Genomic DNA, 23,725 nt, shown 5'->3' on the forward strand with positions numbered 1-23,725 from the left:
AGGGTTCCGTTGGCTCGAAGACGGGATAAAGTCGGTGGCTACCTGTCAGAGGCGGTACGTGGGGCCGTCGTCGGTGTCCTCGACCGTGACGCCGAGAGCTTCGAGCCCGTCCCGCAGAGAGTCGGCGCGCTCGTACTCGCCGGCGTTCCGCGCGTCCTCGCGGAGGTCGAGGACGAGTTCCACGAGGTCGCCCGCGAGGTCGGCGTCCCCGTCGGTGACTGTCTCGAACTGGAGGCCGAGCACGTCACCGCCGAGGCCGTCGAACGCCTCGATGGCATGGCGGAGTCCGGCGTAATCGTACTCGTCGCTGGCGTCCACGTGGGCGTTCACGGCGGACGCGATATCGCCGAGCGCGCTCAGCGCCTCCCTGGTGTTGAAGTCGTCGTTCATCGCCGCCGCGAAGTCCTCGCGTGCGGTTTCGACGGCCGCTCGGAGGCCGTCGTCCGCCTGCGTCGCGTACGCGTCCGGGCTGTCCGCGGCGTCCACCGCGCGGTCGTACGCCCGCGAGAGGCGCTCCCAGCGGTCTTCGGCCTCGTCGATGGCGTCCTCGCTGTACGTCTGTCGGCTGTTGTACGTGCCGGAGACGAGGAAGGTGCGCACGACGTTCGGCCCGAAGCGCTCGATGGCTTCCTCTGCGGTGATGAAGTTCCGGAGGCTGGAACTCATCTTCTCGTCGCCGATTTCGAAGAGCGCGCAGTGCAGCCAGTAGTTGGCGAACGGTTGGCCCGTCGCCGCCTCGGACTGCGCTATCTCGTTCTCGTGGTGGGGGAACACGAGGTCGCGGCCGCCGACGTGGATGTCGAGCGTCTCCCCGAGGTGGGTCATGCTCATCGCCGAGCACTCGATGTGCCAGCCCGGCCGCCCCTCGCCCCACGGCGACTCCCACGTCTGGCCTTCGGGGTGCGCGGGCGTCCCTGGGTGATCGGGGCCGCGGTGTTCGTCTATCGCGCTCTCGGAGACGCCGTCCGCCTTCCAGAGGGCGAAGTCGGCGGGGTTCCGTTTCTCCGATAGCTCGTCGTCCTGGCCCTGTTCCTCGATGTCGTCGAGGCGCTGGTTCGAGAGTTTTCCGTACTCCTCGAACGCGGTCACGTCGAAGTAGACGGAGCCGTTGGACTCGTACGCGTACCCCTTCTCCACGAGCGTCTCCACGAGGTCGACGATTTCGGGGACGTGCTCGGACACCCGGGGGTAGACTTCGGCGCGCTTGAGGTTCAGGCCGCGCATCGCCTCGATGATCTCCCGGATGTAGTGTTTCGCTACGTCATCCTCGTCGTCGCCCTGCTCGCCGACCCGAGCGACGATTTTCTCGTTCACGTCGGTGAAGTTTTCGACGTGTCGGACGTCGTACCCGAGGAATTCGAGCCATCGGTGCATCACGTCGACGTGCACCCACGAGCGCGCGTGCCCGAGGTGCGGCGGGTCGGACGTGGTGAGCCCGCAGTAGTAGAGGCGCACGCGCTCGGGGTCTTGGGGTTCGAATTCCTCTTTCTCCCCGGAGAGCGTGTTCGTGACGTGGAGCGTCATACGCGCTCGTACGCCGCCCCCGGTCTTAAATCACCGAATACGCGTCAGGCGTTGTCAGGCCCGCACGCGCGAGACCGCGTCGAGCGCGCCCTCCACTGCGCGGAGCGCGTTCGGGCCGTCCCGCCGTTCCACGACCACGACGAGCGAGTTGTCGGTGTAGCCGGCGGCCTCCGGGTTGATACCCGCGGCGTCCAACCGTCCCAGAACTGCGGCGACCGCCCGCGCGTCCACGCTCCCGGTCGCGACGACGCCCGTCAGCGACCCCGCACCCGAGGCGTACGCGGTGTCGTTCACCGCGAGCACTCCCGTATCACTCGCGCCGAGCCCGCTCTCTATTCGCACCGTCGCGTCCGCGCCCGCCGCCTCGTGCGTGAGGTCGTCAGCGTACCGGCGGAGCGCTGTCGCCACCGCGTCCTGTTCTCCCTCGACGTCGAGCAGGCGAGCGGCCGCGGCGTAGTTCACCACGCCGGCTGCGAGCGCCGTCCGGAGGAACGGCCGCGCGTCCACCGCGTCCCGGGTTCGTTCTGCGAGCGAAGGCATCGCTCGCGGAGAGACTCGGCGCGACGAAAAACCTTCTCGTCCCCGGGAACGCTCGATAGTTGCGAAGTCACTAAGACCGACGCGTTCCTTCGTACGTACATGAGTCAGGCGCTCGTCATCGTCGGTCACGGCTCGCACCTGAACCCGGGGTCGAGCGAACCCGCGTTCACGCACGCGGACACGATTCGCGCGACCGGAGCGTTCGACGAGGTCAGGGAGGCGTTCTGGAAGGAAGAACCGTCGTTCCGGGAGGTGTTGCGGACGCTCGAATCCGAGGAGGTGTTCGTCGTGCCGCTGTTCGTGAGCGAGGGCTACTTCACGGAGCAAGTGATTCCGCGTGAACTCCGACTGAACGACTGGTCGCCCGACCAGTGGGAGTCCGACGGGACTGACGCCGACCACGTCACGCTCGAAGCGACCGACGTGGGGAAGACGATCCACTACTGCGGGCCGGTCGGAACGCACGACTCGATGAGCGACGTCATCGTGCAGCGCGCGAAGTCCGTCACCGGCGACGACGACGTGGGCGAGGGGGTCGGTCTCGCGGTCGTCGGGCACGGCACGGAGCGCAACGAGAACTCGGCGAAAGCCATCTACTATCACGCCGACCGCATCCGCGAGAGGGGGCGGTTCGACGAGGTGCAGGCGGTGTTCATGGACGAGGATCCGGAGGTGGACGACGTGACGGAGTTCTTCGACGCGCCGGATATCGTGGTCGTCCCCCTGTTCGTCGCGGACGGCTTCCACACGCAGGAGGACATCCCCGAGGACATGGGCATCACCGAGGACTACCGGACCGGCTGGGAGGTTCCGGAGACCGTGGACGGCCACCGCATCTGGTACGCGGGCGCGGTCGGCACGGAACCCCTCGTCGCGGACGTGATTCTGGAGCGCGCGGGGGACGCCGGCGCGGCGGTCGAGCACGCTATCGCTGCGGTTCGCGAGGAGACCGGTGGCGTGAACGCGGTGAGCGACTAGTGAGCGAGACCGTGCAGGTCGCGGCGCTCATCGACGCCGCCACCGACGGCGTCGAGTTCGACGGACTGCGCGTGGAGGACACGACGTACGGCTATCGGTTCGAGACGCCGGCGGAGAGCCACCGCGGCCTCTCGACGGACGAACTCGGGGACGCCGCGACGGGCAACGAGTACGTCGCGAACTGGTACTACTGGCAGCACGAAGTCGGGGGAGAGGACACGCCCCGGCGCGCGTTCCTCCGGTGGGTGGAGCACGCGACCGGCGACGACACCGTCCCCGAGCGCCTCGACGCGCTCCGCACCGACGGCCTCAGCCGGGAGTGGGGCGAGCTCCTCGTCACTGCGCACATCCGCGACGGCGAGCACGTCTACGAGGTTCGCCACCAGGAGAACGCGGCGGACGACGACCTCGAAACCTACACCGACCCGCTGGACGCCCGCCAGCTCGTGAAGCACGACGACGACGGGAAGTACCGCCCGCTCTCCACGGCCCCGAGCCTCCCGCACGGCTGGGTGTTCACCGGCCTCAGCGGCGAGGCGTTGGTGCGGACGGTGGACTTCATCTATCCGGCGACGGTGGCGAACTGGCACCGCGAGCGCGAGGGCGAGTTGGACGTGACGCACTACCGGGAGGCCGCGGACCGCCAGTCCGGCATCTACGAGATAGTGAGCGAGCTCACGCCCGAGCAACTGGAGTGGGCGACCGAGGCGTGCTGCGTGGACTCGCAGTGCCTGAAGCGCCGGGAGTGGGAGTACGACGAGGACACCGACATCGACACGCCCGCTGGCGGCGGCGCGTTCCCGTGCCGGGAGCCGTGTTCGCTGTTCGTCGCGGCGGCGCGGAAGTTCGTCACGCTCGAACGCGACGAGGAGCGCGAGTACACGTTCGAGCTCACGCCGACGGAGAAAGAACAGATCGAGGACATCATCGGCGCGGTCGCGGACGGCCGCACGGACGAGATACGGGAGGCGGACGTGAACGACGGCGCGAACCGGTACCGGGCGCGCTACCTTCGCGCGAAGCGAATGGACGACCGCGGGCTGTCGGGAACGCCGACGTACGACGACTAGGTCGCGCGCAGCAGGAAGCCGGCCATCGCGAGGCCGCCGACGAGCGCGACGCCGGCGACGAACAGCGCGACGAGACCGTGGAGGAAGGAGAGCGCGAGCGCGGCGGACAGCACGCCGGCCGCGGCGACGGCCCCGGGAACGAGGAGCGTTTCGGGGGACGCGTCCGTCTCCCGGGACTGTTTCTGTGCGAGGTCTTCTCCGACAGCGACGCCCTCGCTCGTCTCCGACGGCTCCTCGATTCGCACGGAAACCTCGACCGACTCGGAGCCGTATCCGGCGAGAACCGTAAGCGTGCCCGAGACGGGCCGCGGACGATCCGCGACGGTGACGGCGACGACGGTGGTGGCGTTGCGGTCGACGTAGTGGTTCGAGTCGGTCACGCTGGCCGCGCGGCGGAGCGCGTCGTCGAGTTTGACGTGGACGTGCGCGGGCGACCCCTCGTTGTCGAGCGCGAGCGCGAACGACCCCGTGGTCGCGAACGACGCGGCGTCAGCGCTCACAGAGTGTGGGCCGTCGGCGTTCACGCGTACCGTGAGAGTGTCGGCCACACGCCCGCTTCGTGGCCCGGAAGAAAAAGCTCTAGGCCGCACCCTCTCGCATGTCTGGCGGGAGGAGGTTCGGGATGCCGTCCTCGATAGGGTACGATTCGCCGCACTCAGTGCACGTGAGGGTGCCCGAGACGATGTCGCCGTCGTCCTCCTCCTCGATTGCGAGTTCGAGGTCGTGTTTGTCGAGCGGACAGCAGACGATGTCCAGGAGATCCTCCTTCATACGGAAGTCGTGGGCTGCGCCCGGCAAAAGCGTGCGGGTTCCCTATTTGCGGAGGACGCCGACCGGGTTGGGGACGTCGAGCGTGGTGAGGTAGAGGGTGGACAGGCCGCCGACGAGGATGGTGGTACCGTAGTCGGCGGCGCGGAAGAGGAGGGCGGCGACGAGAACCGGTCCGGCGGCGTGCGGGGTGAGCGCGAGCAGGAGGGCGGTGATGGCGGAGTCGACGACGCCGATGCCGCCGGGCGTGCCGACGACGGCGGTGAGGCCGGCGGTGGGGACGACGAAGAGGAGGGCTGGGTAGGCGACCGGGGCATCGACGGCGCGCAGGCAGAGGGAGAGCGGGAGGACGTAGAGCGCCCAGCCGAGGTGGCTGAACGCGAGAGCGGTGGCGAGCGTGCGGGGGTTCTCGCGGAGGGTGCGCGCGACGTCGTTCGCGCGCTCGACGCGCTGCTCGACGCGCTCTTCAGACGCGGCCGCCCGGACGCGAGTGGAGACGCGACCGAGGGTGGCGCGGACGCCGCGAGCGACCGTGTGAGCGGCGGTTCCGACGGCGTCGAAGCGAACGACGAAGACGTACGCGGCGACGAGCGCGGCGAGCAGCGCGGCGGTGGCGACGGCGGCGACGAACCCGACGCCGGAGAGGCTGCTGTGTCCGACGGTGAGGACGAACACGAGGCCGAACGCGGCGAGAGTCGCGGACGCGACGTTGTTCGCGAACTCGGTGGTGGAGATGGCGACGAGCGGGCGTTCGAACTCGCCGGGGCCGTACCGGGAGAGGACGTAGGAGACGATGCCGATGCCGCCGACGTGGCCGCCGGGGAGGATGGCGCGTCCGAACAGCCCGGAGAAGTAGGCGGTGTGGAAGCCGACGCCGTCGAGGCGGCCACCGGTGGTGTGAAAGAGCCGTCGCGCGACCTGCGCCCACGCGAGGAGCGACCCGGCGGACGCGACGACGGCGAGCGCGTACAGCGGTTTGTTCGCTCGTTCGAGGCCGCGCGCGAACTCGTTCCAGCCGACGGCGTTCACGAGCAGCGCGAGCATTGCGACTGCGATGCCGATACCGAGTGCGGCCCTGATCCCCCTTCGCATACCCGAGTCGTGGGGCCGGGGGTTCAGAAAAGTAGGGGGCGACTACTGGAAGGGGTCGTGGCGGACGACGGTTTCCTGGCGGCCGGGGCCGACGCCGATGGCGTACGCGGGCGCGCCGAGTTCCTCCTCGACGTACTCGACGTACGCCTGTGCGTTCTCGGGGAGGGCGTCGTACCCGTCGGCGGCGACGGTCTCCCAGTCGACGTCGGGCCAGCCGTCGAACGTCTCGTAGACGGGCTCGCAGCGCGCCCACTCCTCGGTCGTGGCGGGCATCGTCTTCAGCACCTCGCCGTCGAGTTCGTAGGCGTGCCCGACGTCGACTTCGTCCAGGCCGGCGAGCACGTCGAGGTGGTTCAGGACGAACCCGGTGAAGCCGTTCGCGCGGGCGGCGTGCCGGAGCATCGGCATGTCGAGCCAGGCGACCCGGCGCGGGCGGCCGGTGACGGTGCCGTACTCGCCGCCCTCCTCGCGGATGTAGGTCGCGAGTTCCTCGTTCTCGCCTGCGCCCTGTTCGTCGTAGCCGGGCGTGTCGCCCTCGACGCCGCCGAGTTCGGTCGGCATCGGTCCGCTTCCGACCCGCGTGAGGTAGGACTTCACGATGCCGACCACGTCGCCCGACCCGATGACGCCGGGGCTGAGACCGGTGCCGGTGGCCGCGCCGCCCGCGGTGGGGTTGGAGGACGTGACGTAGGGGTAGTTGCCGTGGTCGATGTCGATGATGGTGCCCTGCGCGCCCTCCATCATCACGTTCTCGCCGTCGTCGATGGAACTCGCGAGGAACTCGCCCGCGTTCACGGCCATGTCGTTCTCGGCGAGGCGCTCGCCCACCTGACTGAACTCGTCGTGGAGCGCGTCCACGTCGAACGCGTCGGGGTCGTCGAGGTCGTTTACGTCGATGCCGTAGACGTCCTCGACGATGGCGCGTTTCTGGGGAACGACGTATTCGAGTCGGTCGCGGAGCACGTCGGGGTCGAGGAGGTCGCCGACGCGGACGCCGCGGCGTCCCGCTTTGTCCTCGTAGGTCGGCCCGATTCCCCGGCCCGTCGTACCGACTTCCTGGTCGTCCTCGCTCTTCGCGTCTTCCTCGATGCCGTCGAGGACGCGGTGGTAGGGGAGGATGACGTGCGCGCGTTTGGCGACGCGGACGTCGGGGTCGAGGCCGCGTTCGCGGAGGGCGTCGAGTTCGTCGAACAGCGTTCGGGGGTTGACGACGCAGCCGTTCCCGAGGACGCCGGTCTTCCCGCGGACGGCGCCGGATGGAACGAGTGAGAGTTTGTACTCGTCGCCTTCGTGGACGACGGTGTGGCCTGCGTTGTCGCCGCCCTGGTAGCGCGCGACGACGTCGACGGCGTCGCCGAAGATGTCGACGACGCCGCCCTTCCCTTCGTCGCCCAGCTGAGCGCCGACGATGGTGACGGTCATGGTCGAACAGTTCCGCGCCCCGGGTAAACCGATTACGGATTCGACGCCGAAAATGAGCACGTTCGTGCCCGGACGTCGGCTTCTCGTGTTTCGTGTGCTCACGTCCAACCAACACATCGGTTCGCGCCCACAACGGTTATATTCGGTCGCATCGAAGCGTCCGAATTGAGAGAAGGCGGGCGCTCCCGGAGAGTAACCTTTAAACTCCGTAAAGACAAGTTAACAAATGCCATGATAGACCGCCTTGAGAAGGAAGTCGACATGCTCGAACGCCACCTCCAGGTTCTCCGGATGGTCCTCGAGCGCGAACCCATCGGCATCGTCAAGATGTCGAACGAGACCGGCTACCCGCACCACAAAGTCCGGTACAGCCTCCGCGTCCTCGAAGAAGAAGACCTCATCGAGGCGTCCAGCCAGGGCGCGATCACGACCGAACGAACCGAGGAGTTCGTCGACGAGCTCGACGACAAGGTAGACGAGATAATCGAGAAGCTCGAGTCGATGAAAATCGACACCGGAGAAGCCGAAGTTTAGAGTTCAGGCACCGTCACGTGGAACGTCTCGTTTCTGTCCTCTACCAGACAGAGGTGGAACCCCGACTTCCGAGCGACTTTCACGTAACTCTCCTTGTCGCTGCGTGAGAGGAACCCGCCGCCGTCCGTCGCGTCCGTCGCCGCCTCCAGCGCGTCCGGTTCGAAGAACGACGCGGTGACGTAGAACGCGCCGCCGAGCGATTCCTGGGCGTCCGCGACGACCTCTGCGTTCTCCACGAGGCCGTCCATCTCGTCGCCCGTGACGGGGTCGCGCTCGGGGTTGAGCTCGGCCACCAGAAGGGGGTTTCCCATGCGGTCGCGGAGCACCACGTCGAACGTCGATCGCAGTTCCTCGCCCTCGTCGTCGCGGATGGAGATCGTGCCGTCGAGTTCGGCGCGGTCGATGTCGGGAATCGCGTCGAACACGTCCGCCAGTCCTTTCGTTCGACCCGTATCGAGAAGCTCGTACGGGAGGTCGCGGACGATCCAGGAGACGAATCGGTAGGCGGCCGTGCCTTCGAGGAAGTCGTCGAAGGAGTCGCCGTCGACCGTCGTCTCGCTGGCGTCGAACTGCGTGTGGTGTTCGAGTCGGAGGTTCGCGTTCACGGCCTCCGCGCTCACGTCGCCGTCCGCGACAGCGTCCAGGGTCGGGTCGGCCTTCGACCCGTACCGGACGAAGAGGTTCGTGCCGGCGAGCGCCTCTGCGGGCGTCCGGTCGGACGACGCGGTTTCCTCGGGTTCTTCCGCCGCGTCCGCCCTCTCGCGCGCCGTTTCGAGGTCGGCACGCAGTTCCGCGACTTCGTTCCGGAGCGCGTCGCGCTCCTCCTCGAGATCCGTGAGTTCGTCGCGCAGTTCCGCGGCCTCGCTCTCCGCGGCGTCCGCGCGCGCTTCGAGTTCCTCGATGCGTTCCTCGCGCTCAGCGACCGCTTCCTTCAGCGTCGCCACTCGCTCTTCGGTTTCGGACGACGCGGACTGACGGGCGGGCTGAGAGCGCTGAGAGCGCTGAGAGCGCTGAGCGGCCTGCTTCGTGGCCGCCGTCCCCTGTGTGCGCTGCTGTGTCGCGTCCGAGGACGCCCCGGAACTCGGGCGTGTCGCCGCCTTCTCGGGATCGAGTGAGGGGACGGTCGTCGCCTCCCGCCACTCGACTTCCTCCGAGAACACGCCGTCTTCGCCTTCGCCCTCGTCGTCCACCGCGCGCGCGGACGGCGACTGCTCCACGCCCGCTGCCTCTGGGCGCTCCGGTGACGGGCGCTCCGCCGGCGGTTCGCGCGCCACGTCCGCAGCCTGCTCCGCCTCGGAGACCGCAGCCGCGTCGCCCGCTTCAAGCGTGTCTCTGGTCGTGCGGGCGTCTCTCTCTGATTCGTCCGCCGAAACCGACGGTTCGTCGGTAGTCGGTTCGTCCGGCGCTTTCACCGCGCGCTCCGACGACGCGTCCGGGTCGGCCGCCGCTTGCTCGGCCGCCGCTTGGTTCGCGTCGGCGTTCTCTCCTGCGGTTCCGGTCTCGTCTACAGCGGCCACGGCCGTCGCGCCGTCGTCGGGCGTCGGTTCGGACGCCTCCGTCGCGCTAGCCGCTCCGGCGGCGGCCTCGACGTCGTCGCCGGTCGCCTCCTCGTCGGGTTCGGGTACGTCAGTCACGTCGATGTCGACCGTCACGACCTCGTAGAGCCCGACCTCGTCGTCGGCGCGCTCGAAGGCCTCCTCGCCGGTGATGAGTTCCTCGCTCGACCCGACGAACGCCGCGCTCAGCGACCGGCCGCCGTAGTAGGCCGTGTAGTAGTCGCCCGAGAGCACGTTCTCGGAGAGTTCGACGTATCCCGTGAACCCCGCGTCAGCGAGCGTTTCGTCCGTCTCGGAGAGCGGCGTGTCGTTCGTGTAGTAGGTCGCTTTCGTCTCCCCGCCCGCTTCCTGCATCGCGAACAGCAACGGCAGCGAGAGATGCGGCGCTTCGTAGACGTCCGACGAGGCGTCCTCGAAGTCCTCGATACCTCCCTCGAACACCCCCACGACGCGGCCGTTCAACATGAACAGCCACGTGTCGTCCGCCACGACGGCACCCGAGAACGCTCGGTCAGCGAGCGCGTGGAGGCCGCGGTAGCCGTCAGCGGCGTCCGCCGACGACCACGACCGCACGCGCTCGACCGTACGTGAATCCATACACGAGAGCGAGGGAGCCGCGACGTATAAAATCTCCCTCTCTCCGGGATCGAACGCTTTTCGTGACCGCCCCCGCCAGTCCAGAGCATGCACGTCACGGTCGTCGGCGCAGGACAGATGGGGCGCGGAATCGCGCAGGTGTCCGCGATGGCAGGCCACGACGTGGTCGTCCGCGACATCGACGCAGACCGCGTCGAAGCCGGCATCGACGGCATCGAGGACACGCTCGCGGAAGGCGTCGAACGCGGGAAAGTCAGCGAGAGCGAGCGGGACGCCGCGCTCGCCCGCATCGAAGGCATCGTCGACCTCGACGACGCCGTCGCGGTCGCCGACCTCGTCGTCGAAGCCGTCCCGGAGGACATGGAGCTCAAGCAGGACGTGTTCACGGACATCGAGGCCGCCGCGCCCGCGGACGCCGTCCTCGGCTCCAACACGTCCAGCCTCCCCGTCACCGAGCTCGCGAGCGCCCTCGACGACCCCAGCCGGGCTATCGGCCTCCACTTCTTCAACCCCCCACACCTGATGGGCCTCGTGGAAGTCGTCGTCGCGGAGCAGACCAGCGAGGACACCGAGAGGTTCGCCACCGACTACGTCGAAGACATCGGGAAGGACGCCGTCGTCGTCCGCGACACCCCCGGGTTCGCCACCTCCCGCCTCGGCGTGGCGCTCGGCCTCGAAGCCGCCCGCATGGTCGAAGAAGGCGTCGCCAGCCCCGGAGACATCGACACCGGCATGCGCGAGGGCTACAACCACCCCATGGGCCCCCTCGAACTCACCGACCTCGTCGGCCTCGACGTCCGCCTCGACATCGCCGAAAGCCTCCGCGAGGAACTCGGCGAACGCTTCAAACCCCCGCAGATACTCAAGCGCAAAGTCCGCGCCGGCGACCTCGGCAAGAAGACCGGCACCGGCTTCTACGAGTACGACGAGAACGGCGACAAAACCGGGCCCGCTGACTACTGAACGCTACCGAACCGGGGGACGGAAACGGGCTATCTGACGCCGAAAATACGGCGTACAGCGATCACGTACTCAGAGTTACATTCCCTCCGTTGTCGATACCGATTGTTGTGGCAGAATTATCGCTCGGGAAGGTGTGCGTTTTCGTGGTCGTGTGGCCATCGACGGCAACCGTAATCTGGTACTCGCCGTTTTTACTGAAGGGGTCGAGCTGGACGGCCGATTCAGCGTCGAGCGTTCGACCGGCTGAATAGACCAATCGCTCGCCCTGACTGATTTCGACCACGACAGCGTGGCTGGTATCATCTTGGTTCACGAGCTGGAGGGTATCGGACGGCGTGCTACTAGTCGGGACGGCACTACAACCCGCAGCGACGACGAGGAGGCCGACGCAAAGGCCGAGTGCAAGCTTTCTAACTGGAGGGCGCACAGGCGCACGTCACAAACGAGACGGAAAAGACTTGTCAAAACTCCGTGATTAGGCTTGTAGCTCCCCGTATCGGGCGATTCGGGGCGCCTGGAGTGAAAACCCCCTCGTATGAACGAGCGAGATCCTCGCTCGCTAACCGGGCGGGTGACCCGATCGCTACGTACGGAGTATGGAATCGGTCAGATGGGAGTCGGGCTATGACGTGTCGCAGCCGTTGCTCACGCTGATGCTGTCGGCTTCAATTGCGACGTTGACCGCTGGGGACTCACAGGAGGCTGGAATTGAGTACTCGCGCGCGGCTGTTCGGCCATTCCGTATCGAGACGCGGATTTCCGCCGGGGTTCCGACGAACGATTTCGATTCGTCGCCCTCGCCCGGGTTCAGCGTGTAGGTGTGACTGAAGAACTCGGTCGAGCCTCGCATCGCGGTGATAGTGACTTGCACTGCCTCTTGGAGCCCGTTGGTCACGAACACGGCTACGTGTGGTTTGTGTTCCCGGGGTCGGGTCTGTTCGATGAACGACGAACAACCCGCGAGAAGGACGACGCCCCCCGAGAGGCCACCGAGAAGAATCTGCCGGCGGTTCATGCGATACAGTTCTCTCGACAACCCGAAAAAGAACCCCGTGACGAAAACGACTGTTTGTTCCTCTGAACAGAACTGGATCGAGGTACGAGCGTGACACAAAGCGGGGTCTGTCGCTGAATTCACGCCTGTACTGACGACCGTCAGCGGAACGGAATCGCCACGCTCTTTCAGAGCCGCGGCAAACGCGTGAGTGATGCCCTCCGACAAGGCGACGGCCGCGGCCCCGATAGCGACCGGTATCGCGCTCGCTGGGGCGGCAGTACGAGAAATCGCACAGCACGGACTCGGACTCTGGACGGCGCTGGCGCTCGCCGGCGGCCTCTCGGCGGTCGCTGTCGGTTGCGGCGTTCTGACTGGCCGCGGTTGGTTGAGCGCCGATAACGACCGTGGCGGACAGGGCAACCGAACGCCAGTCGCACTCGTCGCCCTCGCGCTGACGTGCATCGCCGTCGGTGCCGGGATTGCACTGACGTAGTACTCTGTCTTCTCGTGGAGTACGCCGTCGATCAATCGACGGCAATGGCAGCTAGCGCTGTAGCTTAGTGGCCCTCGATACCGCCGGTCGGTTAGAGAACCAGGCGCTCCAGTCACGCTTCGTTACCCGCGAGCGGGATGGCCAGTCGCGAGAATTCAGTGCCAGCGAAAGGCCGGTTTACGCAATCAGGCTCTCCGCAGGTGAACTCTGGGTCGATATAAGTGGGTAATTCACGAGGTGCGTGTTAGGAGTCTGTGAATAACTGTGGCGGTATCGTGCTGACCGTCGGTCGTACCACCCGCCACACGATCTCGGGTTTCAGTAGGGCTGTTGGCGGTTCCTCTAAGCGAGTCACCCGAGCGAACGCTCCGCTTAACGCCGGATCGGATTGAGCGCGACGTATGAGGCGGTTCATATACCAATTCGTCAAACGCGCACCGGCCGGTCGGGATCCCGTTGTCTGTGGATAGGCGAAATCTCCGCCCACCACGAGGTTCCAGACGTTGTCCACGATATCGCTCGCACGATCAAAAAAACGCCCACTGATGGCGTCGAGACCCTCGGTGGCGAGCGCATGGTGAAGGCAGACCGCCTCCAGGGCGGCTACCGACATCCCCTGCCCGTAAATCGGATTGAAGCTTGCAATAGCATCCCCCGTGACGACAAGTCCGTCAGGGAATTCGGAAAGGTCCTCGTAGCGCCGTCGGAGACTCGCAGGGTAGGGATACTGCCGAACGCCGTCAGAGACCCATGAGTGGTGTTTCAACAGCGTAGAAATCGTCTGGACGGGGAGACCCGCAGTGTACTTGATCAGACCGCTGCGGTCAGTCGGCGGGGTATCGTCATGGATTCCTTGTACGATGACTTCCCAGCGGTCGTCTTCGATAGGGACGAGTGCAGCGCCACGCGTCCGTGGGGCTACCGGCACGATCATACGCATCCGACGGTCGTTCGGCGGACGTTCAATCCGAATCGATCTGTACGAAACGTTGATCGTGATTTCGTCGGTCGGCGGTCTGTCGTACCCGTGGTCAGCCAGCCAGGCTGGAGTCTGACTCGTCCGCCCGGTCGCATCGACGACGAAATCAGCGCTGACCGTCTCCTCGGTGTCACCGTTTCGGACACGAACACCGGTGACTACCGACGCATCAGCGGTACACAGGTACTCTGTGACTTGACGACCCCCTCGCAACTCGACGTTCTCGATGCTGCGTAATTGGTTCCGGGCGACGTGTTCAAACAGTGCGCGACTCGCACAATAGGTGGGGTATCGCTCCCGGGGGTCAGCCAGGAATCCGCCTCTGTTGTATTCCCTCATATCCGTACCGAAGTCTATCATCAGACCACCGCTGGCGAGAACTTGTTCGCAAAACCCGGGGAACAGGTCTTCCAGTGTCGCACGACCAGCCTCCAACAACACGTGGGGGTGCCTGGTCTGCGGTGCGCCGTCACGCGTGGCTGGGCCGTTCGGAATTGAGTCACGTTCCAGCACTACAACCTCTTTGAACGCGTCTGCCAGAACCCGGGCTGACGCGATGCCGGCTATACTTCCCCCGACGACAATGGCGCGGTCACCCACGAGTGAGACCTGCGTGGCGTCATAGCGGTCGATCTCTGCGAGCGACACCTTACAACACCCCGATCCAGACGTGTGCTTTGGGGGTGCCGGTTCGTTCCACCGTCATACCAAACACGCTACGCGACTCGGTCATTCTGGTTCACACCGGAACTCACGGCTCTGTCCCCGTCTGCGAATCGGGGTGCATACGCGTCTTTTTAAATAACCTCGCTCTATCGCCGGGCGTGCGCTACCTCACCGTTCGATTGGAATCCACGTCGGGGACTGCGTTCCACCCGATCGGCAAGCAACTGGCCGAAGAGCCGTCGATTCAGCGAGAGGCTATCCACCACGTCGAACTACTCGCGGGGGAGCTCGTAGTAACGCTGGCCGAGGGAAGTGGCGACCGGCAGCGCTACGAGGAGATTATGTCCGAATCACCACTTGTTGAAGACGTACTCGTGTCTGGCGGCGAACGCTGGCTGGCGACAAGCCAATTTTCCGCCCAAGGCCCCGTCAAACAGCTTTTGGAGTGGCGTCAGGAGTCCGAACTCGTTGTTGAAACCCCAATTCCGATCAACAATGACGGTTCACTGCGGATAACCTTCCTTGGCAGTGAGCGGGATTTCCAGGAGCTGTACAACAAGGTTATCGATGCCACGAACCTCGGTATCAAGATCGTTAAGACGGGTGAGTACGACCCCGGCCTAGACACGTTCGTGCGAGAACTTACCTCGCGGCAACGAGAAGTGCTTGAGGTAGCTGTCGAGATGGGATATTATACCGAACCCCGCTCGGCGACACACGAGGACGTGGCCGAGGCCATCGGGATCGCACCGACGACTGTCGGTACGCATCTCCGAAAAATCGAATCGCGAGTATTCGAGGCACTCGTCCGCTGAGCAGGGGAGACACGCTTCGAGTTCGCCCCGACTGAGTTCTGCTGGCGCGCGCTACCCACGCCTGGTTCACAATCTCGTCCCGTACGCCTGCGAGCGCGAGGATGATGGCGAGAAGCGCGGAGCAGGTCGCGACGGCGTACAGGTAGAGGGAGAGCAGTGTATCCCATGCGAGCGCCCCGTAGAGCGCGACGCCGGCATTTAGCGTGCAGAACAGTGCGAGGCCGAACGGATCGAGGTTCCGACCAGTCATCACGAGCAACGCTTCGAGGCCTATGCGTCTAGTTCTTTCGCCGAGACTGGCGGTCGAGCACGTACTCAGAGTTTGCTCAGTGGACGGCGGTTCAGCTAGATGTTTTTATCAAGACGGCGTGATGGTGGTGCTGGATTCAACGTGGCCTCAAACATGCCGGACAAATCCGACGACGGACCGCAATTATCGGTCGATATAGCGAATCAGATATCAACAAATTCCGGTTACTTCGTCGTGTCCGGTGTGTTCGCAGCTTTTGCAGTGTACATCTATCGAACACTCCCGGCGAATCCAGGACCGTTTGAGCGGTTCATGTATATCCCGTTTATTGCCCTTTCCATCTTCTCTGCGGCGATGTTCTACGCCCATCTCGCTTCGGAAGTGGGTTCTTGGGGAAGCCTATGGGAGGCCCATTTTCAGTTCAAAAACGTTGACCTATTTTTCTTCACGACGTTGATTCTGACCGCTGTATCTGGAATCAGCTCATTACCTACAGGTGACGGCCGAGGAGTCATCCTTTTCCTGATTATCCTGATGGTCTTCGCTTCAATATTCCTGGTCAACGCCGGACTCCGGTTCCTGCTTCAGTGGATTCCAGAAACGGCGAAATGGCGGCTTATGTTGGTATTCTCTGTATCAATACCGCTCCTGATAGTTTGTCGAATCGTTTGGACCAGTGTTCTCAATGACTATTCTATTATTCCTATTCAGCAGTTATCTCTGACGAGGCCTGTCGAACTCGGAATTCAATTTTCTATCCTCCTCGTTGCTATCCTACAGTCGATGGCTGCAATGGCGATTATCGCAGGGTTACTTTCGATACCACTCGTTCTCTGGGATGAATATAGCCGGTAAGTAGAACGGCGTTTGGTTCTGCCCCGGAACGTTAATAATCCCGTATTGTAGTTCTAGTGTCGTGTTCAATTTGGAAAACAAACGAACACGTCTACTGGCAGTAGCCGTCGTGTTCACCTTACTCCTCGCGGGATGTTCATCCCAGCCGCAGCCAGTCACAGAGACGACGCCAGATTCGGTTGAGGTACCTCCAAGTACTACAGCTGTAGATACTCAAACAACCCGACAGACCACGGAAACAACTACGAGCCAAACGAGACGAAGTACCGGGACCCGGACAACATCTGGAGAGACGCAAACGAAAAACGAGTCAGCAGCGTTCCCGAGCGCCAACTTGAGTGCCGCTGCGAAACTCCGAGCAGAACAGCTCGTCGGTTCGTTCTACGAGCAACTTCCTACATCACAGTCAGAACGGAAGCAGTCGGGATTGGCGGCAGCGGAGGCCATCTGTGATGGATATCAAGGTGTTTCCGCTTCAACGAGCCTTAGTGCGGTCGAGGAAAACGGCGGCCTGACGAAAAAACTGGGGCGCCGCATCGCGTATACTACCCAGATCGTGAATAGTGAGTTCTCTGCGGACGTACCTACTCATTCAGCAGAAACACTTCGGGGAATAACCAGTGATGCCACGAAATACGTCCCCTTGGCGACTAGCTATCAACGGATGTCTGAATCGGCGTGTACCGCGGTTGAGACAAAAAACCCCGAGGACTTGAAGGAGTTCTACGCGTCAACCGTCGTGTTTGGAGTTGATACGATGCTAATCTCGACGGGAGCGTATTATGGCCCTGCGTTTGTCGGCACTCGATTCCTCACGAACAAAGCGAGTCAAGCGGGTCTGTATCGTCTGCGATACGTAATCGGAAACCGGGGTTGGGCGCTTGGGATGAGCGAGATTCACTTCGCGCTTCGGGGAAAACTCTCAACAACAGCGTCCTCAATGATGAATGAAGTCGCTCAACGCGGCCTCAATATGAGTCGCGAGGATATCGACTGGGAGTATATAGCTCAAGCACAGGGAGCGACGGTTAACGATTTAGTTGAAGCCGGAGCAAATCCACTTCCGGAGTCTGCATCGTGGAGCTACAATAGCTCGAACCGTACTAAGCGAGTGGAAGTGACTGTGGGGAACGAAACACGGATTATATCTGTTCCAGTAGGGCTCAACAGCAGTTCCTTGGAATACTCCACAGAGGTCGCTAATGTATCTGAACTCTCAGATGCTACGAAAGGGCTCCTCATTCAGGCTGGGAATACAACTGATATCGCAATAGATACAGTCACTGGAGTCAGCTCAGATATCGCGAACGCGTCTGGCGGCCTAATAGAGGATGCCGAGAACGCGACTGACTGCGCAACAACCGAGGATAATTCTTCAGAAGGTGGATGGCGTGGGGTACTGGATGAAACTGCTGATGCAGTCAAAGAGTGCGTATCTGGGGATGAAGAAGGAGATGAAGATAGCGAGGGGGATGGTGGTGGAGTGATCCCTTGGAATCAAACCAATATCGAGGTTTCAGTCCGAAAATAGACTGCCTACAACCACTCTACCTTCCCGCGTTCTCGTTTCTGGGCATCAGGGCTGTAGGTTCCGCGGTAGTGTTCCAAGAACGTCTCCAGATCGTCCCAGCCGCCCCAGTCGCAGACGAGGAGAGAGTCGACTTCGGCGCTCTTGAGTGCGGTCGCCCACGTGCGGCGGAGGTCGTGGACGGTGAGGTAGTTCCAGCCGGGGTCGTCGGTCTCGGCGGCCAGCTCGGCGGCGGCGCGTTCGACCCAGCGCCGGAGTGTCCTGGTCGTCGTGATATCGAGCAGTGGGTCACTGCTGTCGGCGTCGCGGAACTCGTCGAGGGTTCGGACGGTGGTGTAGAGGTCGCGCGGGATTGGCGTCTCACGGAACTTTTCGCCTTTGCCGTGCCAGACGCGGAGCATCGGGCCGGCTTCGGTGTCGACGACGTGTTCGGGAGCGACATCGAGGACTTCGTGACTGCGGAGCCCGCAGCGCGCGCCGAGCGCGAGCGCGATGCGCTGTTGCTGGGTGTCGGTGGCGTCGAGCAGCTCGTCGACTTCGTCGTCGCTGAGCCATACCTTCATGTCGTCGCGGGAGTCGTGCTCTCGGAGATTCATGCTGTCCGGCTTCCCCGTATCGGAGACAAATTCGCCCGTCCCTCTAGTTCTATCGGTGGTGTGAGCGCGAAAATCGGGCGAAATGTCCGACTCTCAGTGTAATCGGACAGAGGGGTGTCGGCGTAAGATAGATACTCTCGTATACAGTACGTATACACATGAGTACGACACTCCGCGTCTCGGACGACACGAAAGCGCTCCTAGAGCGCTTGAAGCGGGACGACGAGACGTTCGACGAACTCCTCGAACGCCTCGCACAGAGCGAGAAGCCGATTAACGTCGGTGCGTGGAGCGAAGATCAGGCTGACCGTGCGCGAACGGCCGTGAAGCGCTCGCGGGAGAGCTTCGAACGGTGACCTTCCTCGATTCTTCGGTCATCATCGACATGCTCGAAGGCGTCCCCGAGGTCGTCGCGTACGTCGAAGACCGCGGGCAACCCTACCTCACGTCCTCCCTCTGCGTCTTCGAAGTCATCACCGGCGAGCTGGGCGTCGGCTCGACCGATGTCGTCGAAGTCCGCCAGGACTTCGGGGGCGTCCAAGCACTCGACGTGAACGAGAACATCGCCCTCGAAGCCGCGCGAATACAGGATCAACTGCTCGACGACGGGGCGCGAATGGCGACTCGAGATCTACTGATTGCCGCGACGGCGCGCTCCACCGGCGCGGAACTCGTCGTCGCCGACGACGACTTCGAAACCCGCCTACTCACCGACTTGATGGAGGTTACGAACCTCCGGAACGAGACCTAAACCGCGCGCGAAAAAGTTAGTCTACCGCGTCGGGGTCGGTGATGACCGCGGCCGCGTCGATGGACAAGCGCGTGTCACTCCCGCTCTCTCCTTCGTAAACGACGACGCGATCGCCGATAGTGAGCGCGTCGAGTTCCGGGTCGTGTCGGGACTGGGGCCGTCGACGGTGTCCCACGCCTGTTCGAGGTCAAGGAGGGAGCCGCGGAGCGCGGTCGCCGCGATACCGGTCTCGCTCGCCATCTGGCCGTCCGTCAGGTCGAACCGCAGGCCGAGCCGGGTGTTCGCGTGGTTGAACGCGGCCTGATACACCGAGTCGAGTGTGTCGTCGCTGGGCCGGTACTCGTCGTCCTCGTTCGGCTGATGCTCGTTGACGGCGTCGTCGGCGAGTTCGCGGAGCAACTGACTCCGGCTCTTGTCTTGGGCGTCGGCGTCGAGGGGGCGGAGCCAGGAGGTGGTGCGCTGGTCGCGTTCGGTGCGGAAGGCGAGCGGCCAGGTCATGATCCCCTCCGTGCGTCGTTGCTGCCGTGTGGTCTCTCAGGGCACTCGCGGCGTGGGATGCCGCCGCGGGAGGTTGTCGTGTGGAGGCGTGCGCCGCAGACCGGGCAGTAGTTCCTCACGGCTGGCACATCCCGTTAGTTCGCGCTGGGCAGCGTTGGTCGTCGTCGCGGATGTAGCCGCCGCAGTAGTCGCAGATTTGGGTGTCGTCGTGGTCACCCTGGTTGGTGGCGCTCACGTCGACCACCCCGTGAGTTGTGGGCGGCGAGCTAACGGCTGAGAAGCGGTAATTTCTTCCGCATTTAACTTAAATGAAGTGGGGCCGGAGGGATTTGAACCCCCGATCGACTGATATCTCCGGTGCGCCTCGGAACTCCAGAGGGTCGTCGTCGCGAGCCGATGATCAGTCGGTCGCTCGGTATACCAGTCTGGAATTTCGTCCCGGGCGCGTGGCCTCTGGAGTCAGTCGCCATGCCTGGCTTGGCCACAGCCCCGTGCACTCGTTCGTTGGGGGATTCGCAGTAAATGGGTTTCGATTCAGATAGGGTCGGCGTAGTGGTGGGCGGTGTCGTCAACGCTGTCTGATCGGTTGGGTCGCCTCAGAGCGGTCAGCGGTTCTCGATGGATGTGTTCGCGGTATTTCGGGGTGTCTTCAGGGCAGCTGTCGGCGAGCGTGGCGTTCTTTCTGTCGCTCTACGCGAGGGCGGAGGTCACGCCTCGGTGCGCTCGCTCCAGTCACAGTTCTGGCACTTGTACCCGGTTGCGAGTTCGGTGACCGACGGCATGTAGGTGACGGCGATGACGTCGCCGCCGCAGTCGGGACACTCGCGGTCGGCGTCCTCGATGGATTCTGCCTCCATGACGGAGTCGCCTTCGACGAGTTCGGCGAGTTTCTTCGGGGTGACCATGCGGCCTTGGACGACGCGGTTCTCAGACATACTCGGGGGGAACGCACGGAGCGCCCTAAGACCTCCGTTACAGCCAGGGCGCGCGTTCCTCGCTGGCGTCTTCGCCGGGATACGCGCGGCCGGACTCCTCGTTGTCGCCGCCGTCCGTGGCGGTCGTCTGGTCTTCGGGAGTGGGTGTGTCGCCGTGCGCGAGTTCGTCGGCGGCGTCGGGGTCGATTGCGAGCACGCCCGCGACGGCGAAGACGACGATGGGGGCTTGCGGGGGAATGGTCGCGGGGACGAACAGGCTGAGCGCGAGCGTCGCGAGCGCGACGGCGCTGCCGAACCGGAAGCGGTCGATGTCGATGAGGCGATAGAGGTAGGGCTGGGCGAACACGACGCCGAGCGCGAACGCGACGGCGACCAGGCCGGCGGCGGCGGCGTGCAGCATCAGCGTGGGGTTCGTCTGGACGGACAGCGTCACGTCGCCGAGGCTGACGGCGGCGACGAATCCGAGGCCGACGATGACGCCGGGGCTCGGGAGGTACTCGCCGATGGTGGCGCTCGCGGTCTTCGCGGCGATGGCGAGGATGACGAGACCCGCGAACCGCTCGAAGACGTGGATGTTGAGCAGGCTCTCGATCGTCGGGGCGAGTGCGGCTTCGACGACCGCGAGCGCGACGAGCGGGATGCCGACGGTGAGAACCGCGCGTGCTTGCTTGCGAACGTCGGTTTCGAGTTCGGCGAGGATGACGGCGACGGTGGCGCTTCCGCCGAAGACGAGGAGGCCGACTTGGAGGACGCCCGTCCACGTGTCGAGGGTGCCCGCGAGCACGAGCGCGGGGAAGATACCGTCGACGAGCGGGAGGAGCATCACGGTCGCGAGGAGCCGGGTCGCGCCGCCGACCTGTCGCTCCAGGCGGAGCGCGATTGGGTGGCGTGAGCTACTCATCAGGGGTGATGGCGGTAACCGGGTGCCGTCCGGTGGTGGCGGGGACGCGACGACCTGGCGGCGCCGTGTCGACCGGCGGGCTGCCAGTCGAAGGTCTGTCCCGTTGTCCCGAATTTCGCGCACACGAGTGTCTGAATGCCGGAGGGGAGGGCGTGGTTGCCGGCGGTGCGCGCGATGCTGGGACTGTGGGAGTCCATATGTCCGGATATTCGAGACAAATTTATAAGTATTGTGTGAGAAACGCCGACACGCGCCGATGATAATTTCGCGGTTTTTTAAACTATGGCGTGGGTTCGTGGGTCGAAAATCCCATATCCCGACAATCGTTCACTCTCGCGGCAGTCGCGGGCGCGTCAGCGCCGAACGACCGTGTGGCATTGTAGTGCACATCCTCGGACGTCTCGGAATGCTTTTACCCCACGAACGTGTGCGATTTACATGGCGCGAGACGATTCCAGCGACGGACATTTCTCCCAGAAACTGCAGGTACCGGAAGCGTTGACGTTCGACGACGTTCTTCTCCGTCCGAAGGAGAGTCGCGTCGAACCAGACGAGGCCGACGTCTCCACGCGCGTCTCCAAGAACGTGGAACTCAACGCGCCCGTGCTCTCCGCGGCGATGGACACTGTCACCGAGAGCGACCTCGCCATCGCGCTCGCCCGCGAAGGCGGCCTGGGCGTCCTCCACCAGAACATGGACGAAGCGGAGATGGCCGCGGAAATCGAGCGCGTGAAGCGCGCGGACGAACTCGTCATCCGCCGCGAGGACGTGGTTACCGCGCGCCCCGAACAGACGATCAGCGACGTGGACGCGATGATGGCCCGGGAGGGCGTGAGCGGCGCGCCCGTCGTGGACGACGAGGACGAAGTCCTCGGCATCATCTCGAACACGGACATCCGGCCCTATCTCGGCGTGAACGAGGACGACCTCGTCGAGGAGGCGATGACGGACGAAGTCATCACCGCCGAGCCCGAGGTCGCCGCGCGCGACGCCCTCGACCTGATGTACGATCACAAGGTCGAACGCCTCCCGATCGTCGAGGACGGCAAGCTCGACGGGCTCGTCACGATGCAGAGTATCCTCGAACGCCGCGAACACGACGACGCCGCGCGCGACGAGAACGGCGAACTCGTCGTCGGCGTCGCTGTCGGCCCGTTCGACGTGGAGCGCGCGGAGACCGCCGACGAAGCGGGCGCTGACGTGGTGTTCATCGACTGCGCGCACGCGCACAACCTCAACGTCATCGACTCCGCCCGCGAGATTCGAGAGACCATCGACGCGGACGTCGTCGTCGGGAACGTCGGAACGGCGGAGGCGGCGGAAGCGATCGCGGACTTCGCCGACGGCATCAAGGTCGGTATCGGTCCCGGCTCCATCTGCACGACGCGCGTCGTCACGGGCGCGGGGATGCCCCAGATTACGGCAGTCGCTGAAGTCGCTGACGTGGCCGCGGAGTACGGCGTGCCCGTCATCGCGGACGGCGGCATCCGGTATTCCGGCGACGCTGCGAAGGCCATCGCCGCGGGCGCGGACGCCGTGATGCTCGGCTCCTACTTCGCCGGCACCGACGAAGCCCCCGGTCGAGTCATCACCGTGGACGGCAAGAAGTACAAGCAGTACCGCGGCATGGGATCCGTCGGCGCGATGCAGTCCGGCGGCGGCGAGCGCTACCTCAAGGAAGAACAGGAGGACGAGGAGTTCGTCCCCGAGGGTGTTGAGGCCGCCACCCCCTACAAGGGCAGCGTCGCGTCCGAACTCCACCAGCTCGTCGGCGGCATCCAGTCCGGCATGGGGTACGTCGGCGCTGACACCATCCCCGCGTACAAGGAACGAGCCGAATTCGTGCGGGTCTCCCAGGCCGGACAGACCGAAGGGCACCCGCACGACGTGATGATTACGGACGAAGCCCCGAACTACAGCCCGCAGAACTAAGCCGTCTGACAGCTCGGGCTGCAGAACTCTGATTTCGCGGCGTTCGAGTCGGGGTATGCCTTGAACTCGTCACCACACGTGTCGCACTCGTAGGTGTCGAAGTCCGACATATCCGAGGGTATCGCCGCGAGTCAAAAAATCGTTGTGGCGCTACTCGCGGCTCGGCACTAACCGCGACTCCGTGCGGACGTACTCGTGGAACGCCTCTCGCGCCGCCCGTGAGTCCCGGACTTCGATGAGGGTGCTGAGCACGCTGCGTTCGTCTTCCTCGGGCTCGGGGTCGTAGCTGTCGGTGAGTATCTTCGCCTCGTACTGCCCGCCCTTCTTGACGATAAATACTCCGTCCGTCTTCTCACCGAGCGTCCAGCGGCCGGCGCGTTGTTGTACAGACACGGTTTCTCACCTGAACGTTCCTGACATTCGACCCCACCACCATATATCTTTGCCCAACGGTAACAGTTATCACACACGGTGCGAAAAAAGGG

General features: G+C 64.3%; 26 protein-coding genes and 1 tRNA gene. 11 read left to right on the plus strand and 16 right to left on the minus strand.

What is annotated here, in order from left to right:
- Positions 1-45: 45 nt before the first annotated feature.
- Entirely contained in the window at positions 46-1,524 is a 1,479-nt protein-coding gene (gene cysS, locus FQU85_RS10360) for a cysteine--tRNA ligase (protein ID WP_145847582.1), read from the minus strand.
- A 54-nt stretch (positions 1,525-1,578) separates the two neighbouring features.
- Positions 1,579-2,064 carry a hypothetical protein gene (locus FQU85_RS10365; protein ID WP_145847585.1) on the minus strand — a complete coding sequence of 162 codons (486 nt, stop codon included), beginning with the start codon at positions 2,062-2,064 and terminating at the stop codon, positions 1,579-1,581.
- Between the two features lie 99 nt (positions 2,065-2,163).
- Here FQU85_RS10365 and FQU85_RS10370 point away from each other — a divergent pair, with 99 nt between their 5' ends.
- Positions 2,164-3,042, plus strand: a complete 879-nt coding sequence (locus tag FQU85_RS10370; protein WP_145847587.1) for a CbiX/SirB N-terminal domain-containing protein — start codon at positions 2,164-2,166, stop codon at positions 3,040-3,042.
- The gene (locus FQU85_RS10375; protein WP_240792423.1) at positions 3,042-4,112 is read left to right on the plus strand and encodes a DR2241 family protein; all 1,071 of its coding nucleotides are present in this window, start codon (positions 3,042-3,044) and stop codon (positions 4,110-4,112) included. The genes FQU85_RS10370 and FQU85_RS10375 overlap by 1 nt, the downstream gene beginning before the upstream one ends.
- Here FQU85_RS10375 and FQU85_RS10380 read toward each other — a convergent pair.
- Genes FQU85_RS10380 through FQU85_RS10395 form a run of 4 tightly spaced genes read right to left on the minus strand, consistent with a single transcriptional unit; the run spans position 4,109 to position 7,394 of the window.
- Positions 4,109-4,660 (minus strand): DUF2627 domain-containing protein, encoded by a 552-nt coding sequence (locus tag FQU85_RS10380; RefSeq protein ID WP_145847589.1) that lies wholly within the window; start codon positions 4,658-4,660, stop codon positions 4,109-4,111. The genes FQU85_RS10375 and FQU85_RS10380 overlap by 4 nt on opposite strands.
- A gap of 31 nt (positions 4,661-4,691) precedes the next feature.
- Positions 4,692-4,883 carry a methytransferase partner Trm112 gene (locus tag FQU85_RS10385; protein WP_145847591.1) on the minus strand — a complete coding sequence of 64 codons (192 nt, stop codon included), beginning with the start codon at positions 4,881-4,883 and terminating at the stop codon, positions 4,692-4,694.
- 42 nt (positions 4,884-4,925) lie between these two features.
- Positions 4,926-5,972, minus strand: a complete 1,047-nt coding sequence (locus FQU85_RS10390; RefSeq protein ID WP_145847593.1) for a lysylphosphatidylglycerol synthase transmembrane domain-containing protein — start codon at positions 5,970-5,972, stop codon at positions 4,926-4,928.
- Between the two features lie 42 nt (positions 5,973-6,014).
- Complete coding sequence (locus tag FQU85_RS10395) at positions 6,015-7,394, minus strand: adenylosuccinate synthase (RefSeq protein WP_145847595.1); 1,380 nt, start codon at positions 7,392-7,394, stop codon at positions 6,015-6,017.
- 231 nt (positions 7,395-7,625) lie between these two features.
- Between FQU85_RS10395 and FQU85_RS10400 the strand changes: the two genes are divergently transcribed.
- Positions 7,626-7,928, plus strand: a complete 303-nt coding sequence (locus FQU85_RS10400) for a hypothetical protein (RefSeq protein WP_145847597.1) — start codon at positions 7,626-7,628, stop codon at positions 7,926-7,928.
- On the opposite strand, the gene FQU85_RS10405 is transcribed toward FQU85_RS10400, so the two are convergent.
- Entirely contained in the window at positions 7,925-10,081 is a 2,157-nt protein-coding gene (locus FQU85_RS10405) for a hypothetical protein (RefSeq protein WP_145847600.1), read from the minus strand. The two genes, FQU85_RS10400 and FQU85_RS10405, sit on opposite strands and share 4 nt — an antisense overlap.
- 87 nt (positions 10,082-10,168) lie before the next feature.
- On the opposite strand from FQU85_RS10405, the gene FQU85_RS10410 reads away from it, so the two are divergent.
- Positions 10,169-11,044 (plus strand): 3-hydroxyacyl-CoA dehydrogenase family protein, encoded by an 876-nt coding sequence (locus FQU85_RS10410; RefSeq protein WP_145847603.1) that lies wholly within the window; start codon positions 10,169-10,171, stop codon positions 11,042-11,044.
- Between the two features lie 61 nt (positions 11,045-11,105).
- Here FQU85_RS10410 and FQU85_RS10415 read toward each other — a convergent pair whose 3' ends face one another.
- On the minus strand, positions 11,106-11,471 hold the full coding sequence (locus FQU85_RS10415) for a hypothetical protein (RefSeq protein ID WP_145847605.1): 366 nt from the start codon (positions 11,469-11,471) through the stop codon (positions 11,106-11,108).
- A 195-nt stretch (positions 11,472-11,666) separates the two neighbouring features.
- Complete coding sequence (locus FQU85_RS13375; protein WP_168219976.1) at positions 11,667-11,915, minus strand: hypothetical protein; 249 nt, start codon at positions 11,913-11,915, stop codon at positions 11,667-11,669.
- Positions 11,916-12,252: 337 nt separating this feature from the next.
- Here FQU85_RS13375 and FQU85_RS10425 point away from each other — a divergent pair, with 337 nt between their 5' ends.
- Entirely contained in the window at positions 12,253-12,534 is a 282-nt protein-coding gene (locus FQU85_RS10425; RefSeq protein WP_145847609.1) for a hypothetical protein, read from the plus strand.
- Positions 12,535-12,778: 244 nt separating this feature from the next.
- Here FQU85_RS10425 and FQU85_RS10430 read toward each other — a convergent pair whose 3' ends face one another.
- Entirely contained in the window at positions 12,779-14,161 is a 1,383-nt protein-coding gene (locus tag FQU85_RS10430; RefSeq protein WP_145847611.1) for an NAD(P)/FAD-dependent oxidoreductase, read from the minus strand.
- Positions 14,162-14,337: 176 nt separating this feature from the next.
- On the opposite strand from FQU85_RS10430, the gene FQU85_RS10435 reads away from it, so the two are divergent.
- The 3 genes from FQU85_RS10435 to FQU85_RS10445 all read left to right on the plus strand — a co-directional run bounded on the left by FQU85_RS10435 (position 14,338) and on the right by FQU85_RS10445 (position 17,630).
- Positions 14,338-14,994 carry a helix-turn-helix domain-containing protein gene (locus FQU85_RS10435; RefSeq protein WP_145847613.1) on the plus strand — a complete coding sequence of 219 codons (657 nt, stop codon included), beginning with the start codon at positions 14,338-14,340 and terminating at the stop codon, positions 14,992-14,994.
- Between the two features lie 403 nt (positions 14,995-15,397).
- Complete coding sequence (locus tag FQU85_RS10440; RefSeq protein ID WP_145847616.1) at positions 15,398-16,099, plus strand: hypothetical protein; 702 nt, start codon at positions 15,398-15,400, stop codon at positions 16,097-16,099.
- Between the two features lie 61 nt (positions 16,100-16,160).
- The gene (locus tag FQU85_RS10445) at positions 16,161-17,630 is read left to right on the plus strand and encodes a hypothetical protein (RefSeq protein ID WP_145847618.1); all 1,470 of its coding nucleotides are present in this window, start codon (positions 16,161-16,163) and stop codon (positions 17,628-17,630) included.
- Positions 17,631-17,635: 5 nt separating this feature from the next.
- On the opposite strand, the gene FQU85_RS10450 is transcribed toward FQU85_RS10445, so the two are convergent.
- On the minus strand, positions 17,636-18,223 hold the full coding sequence (locus tag FQU85_RS10450; protein WP_145847620.1) for a site-specific integrase: 588 nt from the start codon (positions 18,221-18,223) through the stop codon (positions 17,636-17,638).
- A 158-nt stretch (positions 18,224-18,381) separates the two neighbouring features.
- Between FQU85_RS10450 and FQU85_RS10455 the strand changes: the two genes are divergently transcribed.
- Both FQU85_RS10455 and FQU85_RS10460 read left to right on the plus strand, forming a co-directional pair.
- Positions 18,382-18,579, plus strand: a complete 198-nt coding sequence (locus FQU85_RS10455; protein ID WP_145847622.1) for an antitoxin VapB family protein — start codon at positions 18,382-18,384, stop codon at positions 18,577-18,579.
- Positions 18,576-18,974 (plus strand): PIN domain-containing protein, encoded by a 399-nt coding sequence (locus FQU85_RS10460; RefSeq protein ID WP_145847623.1) that lies wholly within the window; start codon positions 18,576-18,578, stop codon positions 18,972-18,974. The genes FQU85_RS10455 and FQU85_RS10460 overlap by 4 nt, the downstream gene beginning before the upstream one ends.
- A 21-nt stretch (positions 18,975-18,995) precedes the next feature.
- Here FQU85_RS10460 and FQU85_RS10465 read toward each other — a convergent pair whose 3' ends face one another.
- The 4 genes from FQU85_RS10465 to FQU85_RS10475 form a co-directional block, all read right to left on the minus strand.
- A complete protein-coding gene (locus FQU85_RS10465) occupies positions 18,996-19,472 on the minus strand; it encodes a hypothetical protein (RefSeq protein ID WP_145847625.1) in 477 nt (158 codons plus the stop codon).
- Between the two features lie 314 nt (positions 19,473-19,786).
- A tRNA-Trp gene (locus FQU85_RS13380) sits at positions 19,787-19,963 on the minus strand.
- A 216-nt stretch (positions 19,964-20,179) separates the two neighbouring features.
- The gene (locus FQU85_RS10470; RefSeq protein WP_145847627.1) at positions 20,180-20,407 is read right to left on the minus strand and encodes a DUF5795 family protein; all 228 of its coding nucleotides are present in this window, start codon (positions 20,405-20,407) and stop codon (positions 20,180-20,182) included.
- Between the two features lie 37 nt (positions 20,408-20,444).
- Complete coding sequence (locus FQU85_RS10475) at positions 20,445-21,308, minus strand: DUF5794 domain-containing protein (protein ID WP_145847630.1); 864 nt, start codon at positions 21,306-21,308, stop codon at positions 20,445-20,447.
- A 438-nt stretch (positions 21,309-21,746) separates the two neighbouring features.
- Here FQU85_RS10475 and guaB point away from each other — a divergent pair, with 438 nt between their 5' ends.
- On the plus strand, positions 21,747-23,240 hold the full coding sequence (guaB, locus tag FQU85_RS10480; protein WP_145847632.1) for an IMP dehydrogenase: 1,494 nt from the start codon (positions 21,747-21,749) through the stop codon (positions 23,238-23,240).
- Between the two features lie 150 nt (positions 23,241-23,390).
- On the opposite strand, the gene FQU85_RS10485 is transcribed toward guaB, so the two are convergent.
- Positions 23,391-23,633 (minus strand): hypothetical protein, encoded by a 243-nt coding sequence (locus FQU85_RS10485; protein ID WP_145847634.1) that lies wholly within the window; start codon positions 23,631-23,633, stop codon positions 23,391-23,393.
- Positions 23,634-23,725: the final 92 nt, after the last annotated feature.

The organism is Salarchaeum sp. JOR-1 (genome assembly GCF_007833275.1).
Lineage (GTDB): Archaea > Halobacteriota > Halobacteria > Halobacteriales > Halobacteriaceae > Salarchaeum.

Bases quoted from the DNA above. Each gene is read 5' to 3' on its own strand.
- cysS (WP_145847582.1), bottom strand. From the start codon at position 1,524: ATGACGCTCCACGTCACGAACACGCTCTCCGGGGAGAAAGAGGAATTC.
- FQU85_RS10365 (WP_145847585.1), bottom strand. From the start codon at position 2,064: ATGCCTTCGCTCGCAGAACGAACCCGGGACGCGGTGGACGCGCGGCCG.
- FQU85_RS10370 (WP_145847587.1), top strand. From the start codon at position 2,164: ATGAGTCAGGCGCTCGTCATCGTCGGTCACGGCTCGCACCTGAACCCG.
- FQU85_RS10385 (WP_145847591.1), bottom strand. From the start codon at position 4,883: ATGAAGGAGGATCTCCTGGACATCGTCTGCTGTCCGCTCGACAAACAC.
- FQU85_RS10390 (WP_145847593.1), bottom strand. From the start codon at position 5,972: ATGCGAAGGGGGATCAGGGCCGCACTCGGTATCGGCATCGCAGTCGCA.
- FQU85_RS10395 (WP_145847595.1), bottom strand. From the start codon at position 7,394: ATGACCGTCACCATCGTCGGCGCTCAGCTGGGCGACGAAGGGAAGGGC.
- FQU85_RS10400 (WP_145847597.1), top strand. From the start codon at position 7,626: ATGATAGACCGCCTTGAGAAGGAAGTCGACATGCTCGAACGCCACCTC.
- FQU85_RS10405 (WP_145847600.1), bottom strand. From the start codon at position 10,081: ATGGATTCACGTACGGTCGAGCGCGTGCGGTCGTGGTCGTCGGCGGAC.
- FQU85_RS10410 (WP_145847603.1), top strand. From the start codon at position 10,169: ATGCACGTCACGGTCGTCGGCGCAGGACAGATGGGGCGCGGAATCGCG.
- FQU85_RS10425 (WP_145847609.1), top strand. From the start codon at position 12,253: ATGCCCTCCGACAAGGCGACGGCCGCGGCCCCGATAGCGACCGGTATC.
- FQU85_RS10440 (WP_145847616.1), top strand. From the start codon at position 15,398: ATGCCGGACAAATCCGACGACGGACCGCAATTATCGGTCGATATAGCG.
- FQU85_RS10450 (WP_145847620.1), bottom strand. From the start codon at position 18,223: ATGAATCTCCGAGAGCACGACTCCCGCGACGACATGAAGGTATGGCTC.
- FQU85_RS10455 (WP_145847622.1), top strand. From the start codon at position 18,382: ATGAGTACGACACTCCGCGTCTCGGACGACACGAAAGCGCTCCTAGAG.
- FQU85_RS10465 (WP_145847625.1), bottom strand. From the start codon at position 19,472: ATGACCTGGCCGCTCGCCTTCCGCACCGAACGCGACCAGCGCACCACC.
- FQU85_RS10470 (WP_145847627.1), bottom strand. From the start codon at position 20,407: ATGTCTGAGAACCGCGTCGTCCAAGGCCGCATGGTCACCCCGAAGAAA.
- FQU85_RS10475 (WP_145847630.1), bottom strand. From the start codon at position 21,308: ATGAGTAGCTCACGCCACCCAATCGCGCTCCGCCTGGAGCGACAGGTC.
- guaB (WP_145847632.1), top strand. From the start codon at position 21,747: ATGGCGCGAGACGATTCCAGCGACGGACATTTCTCCCAGAAACTGCAG.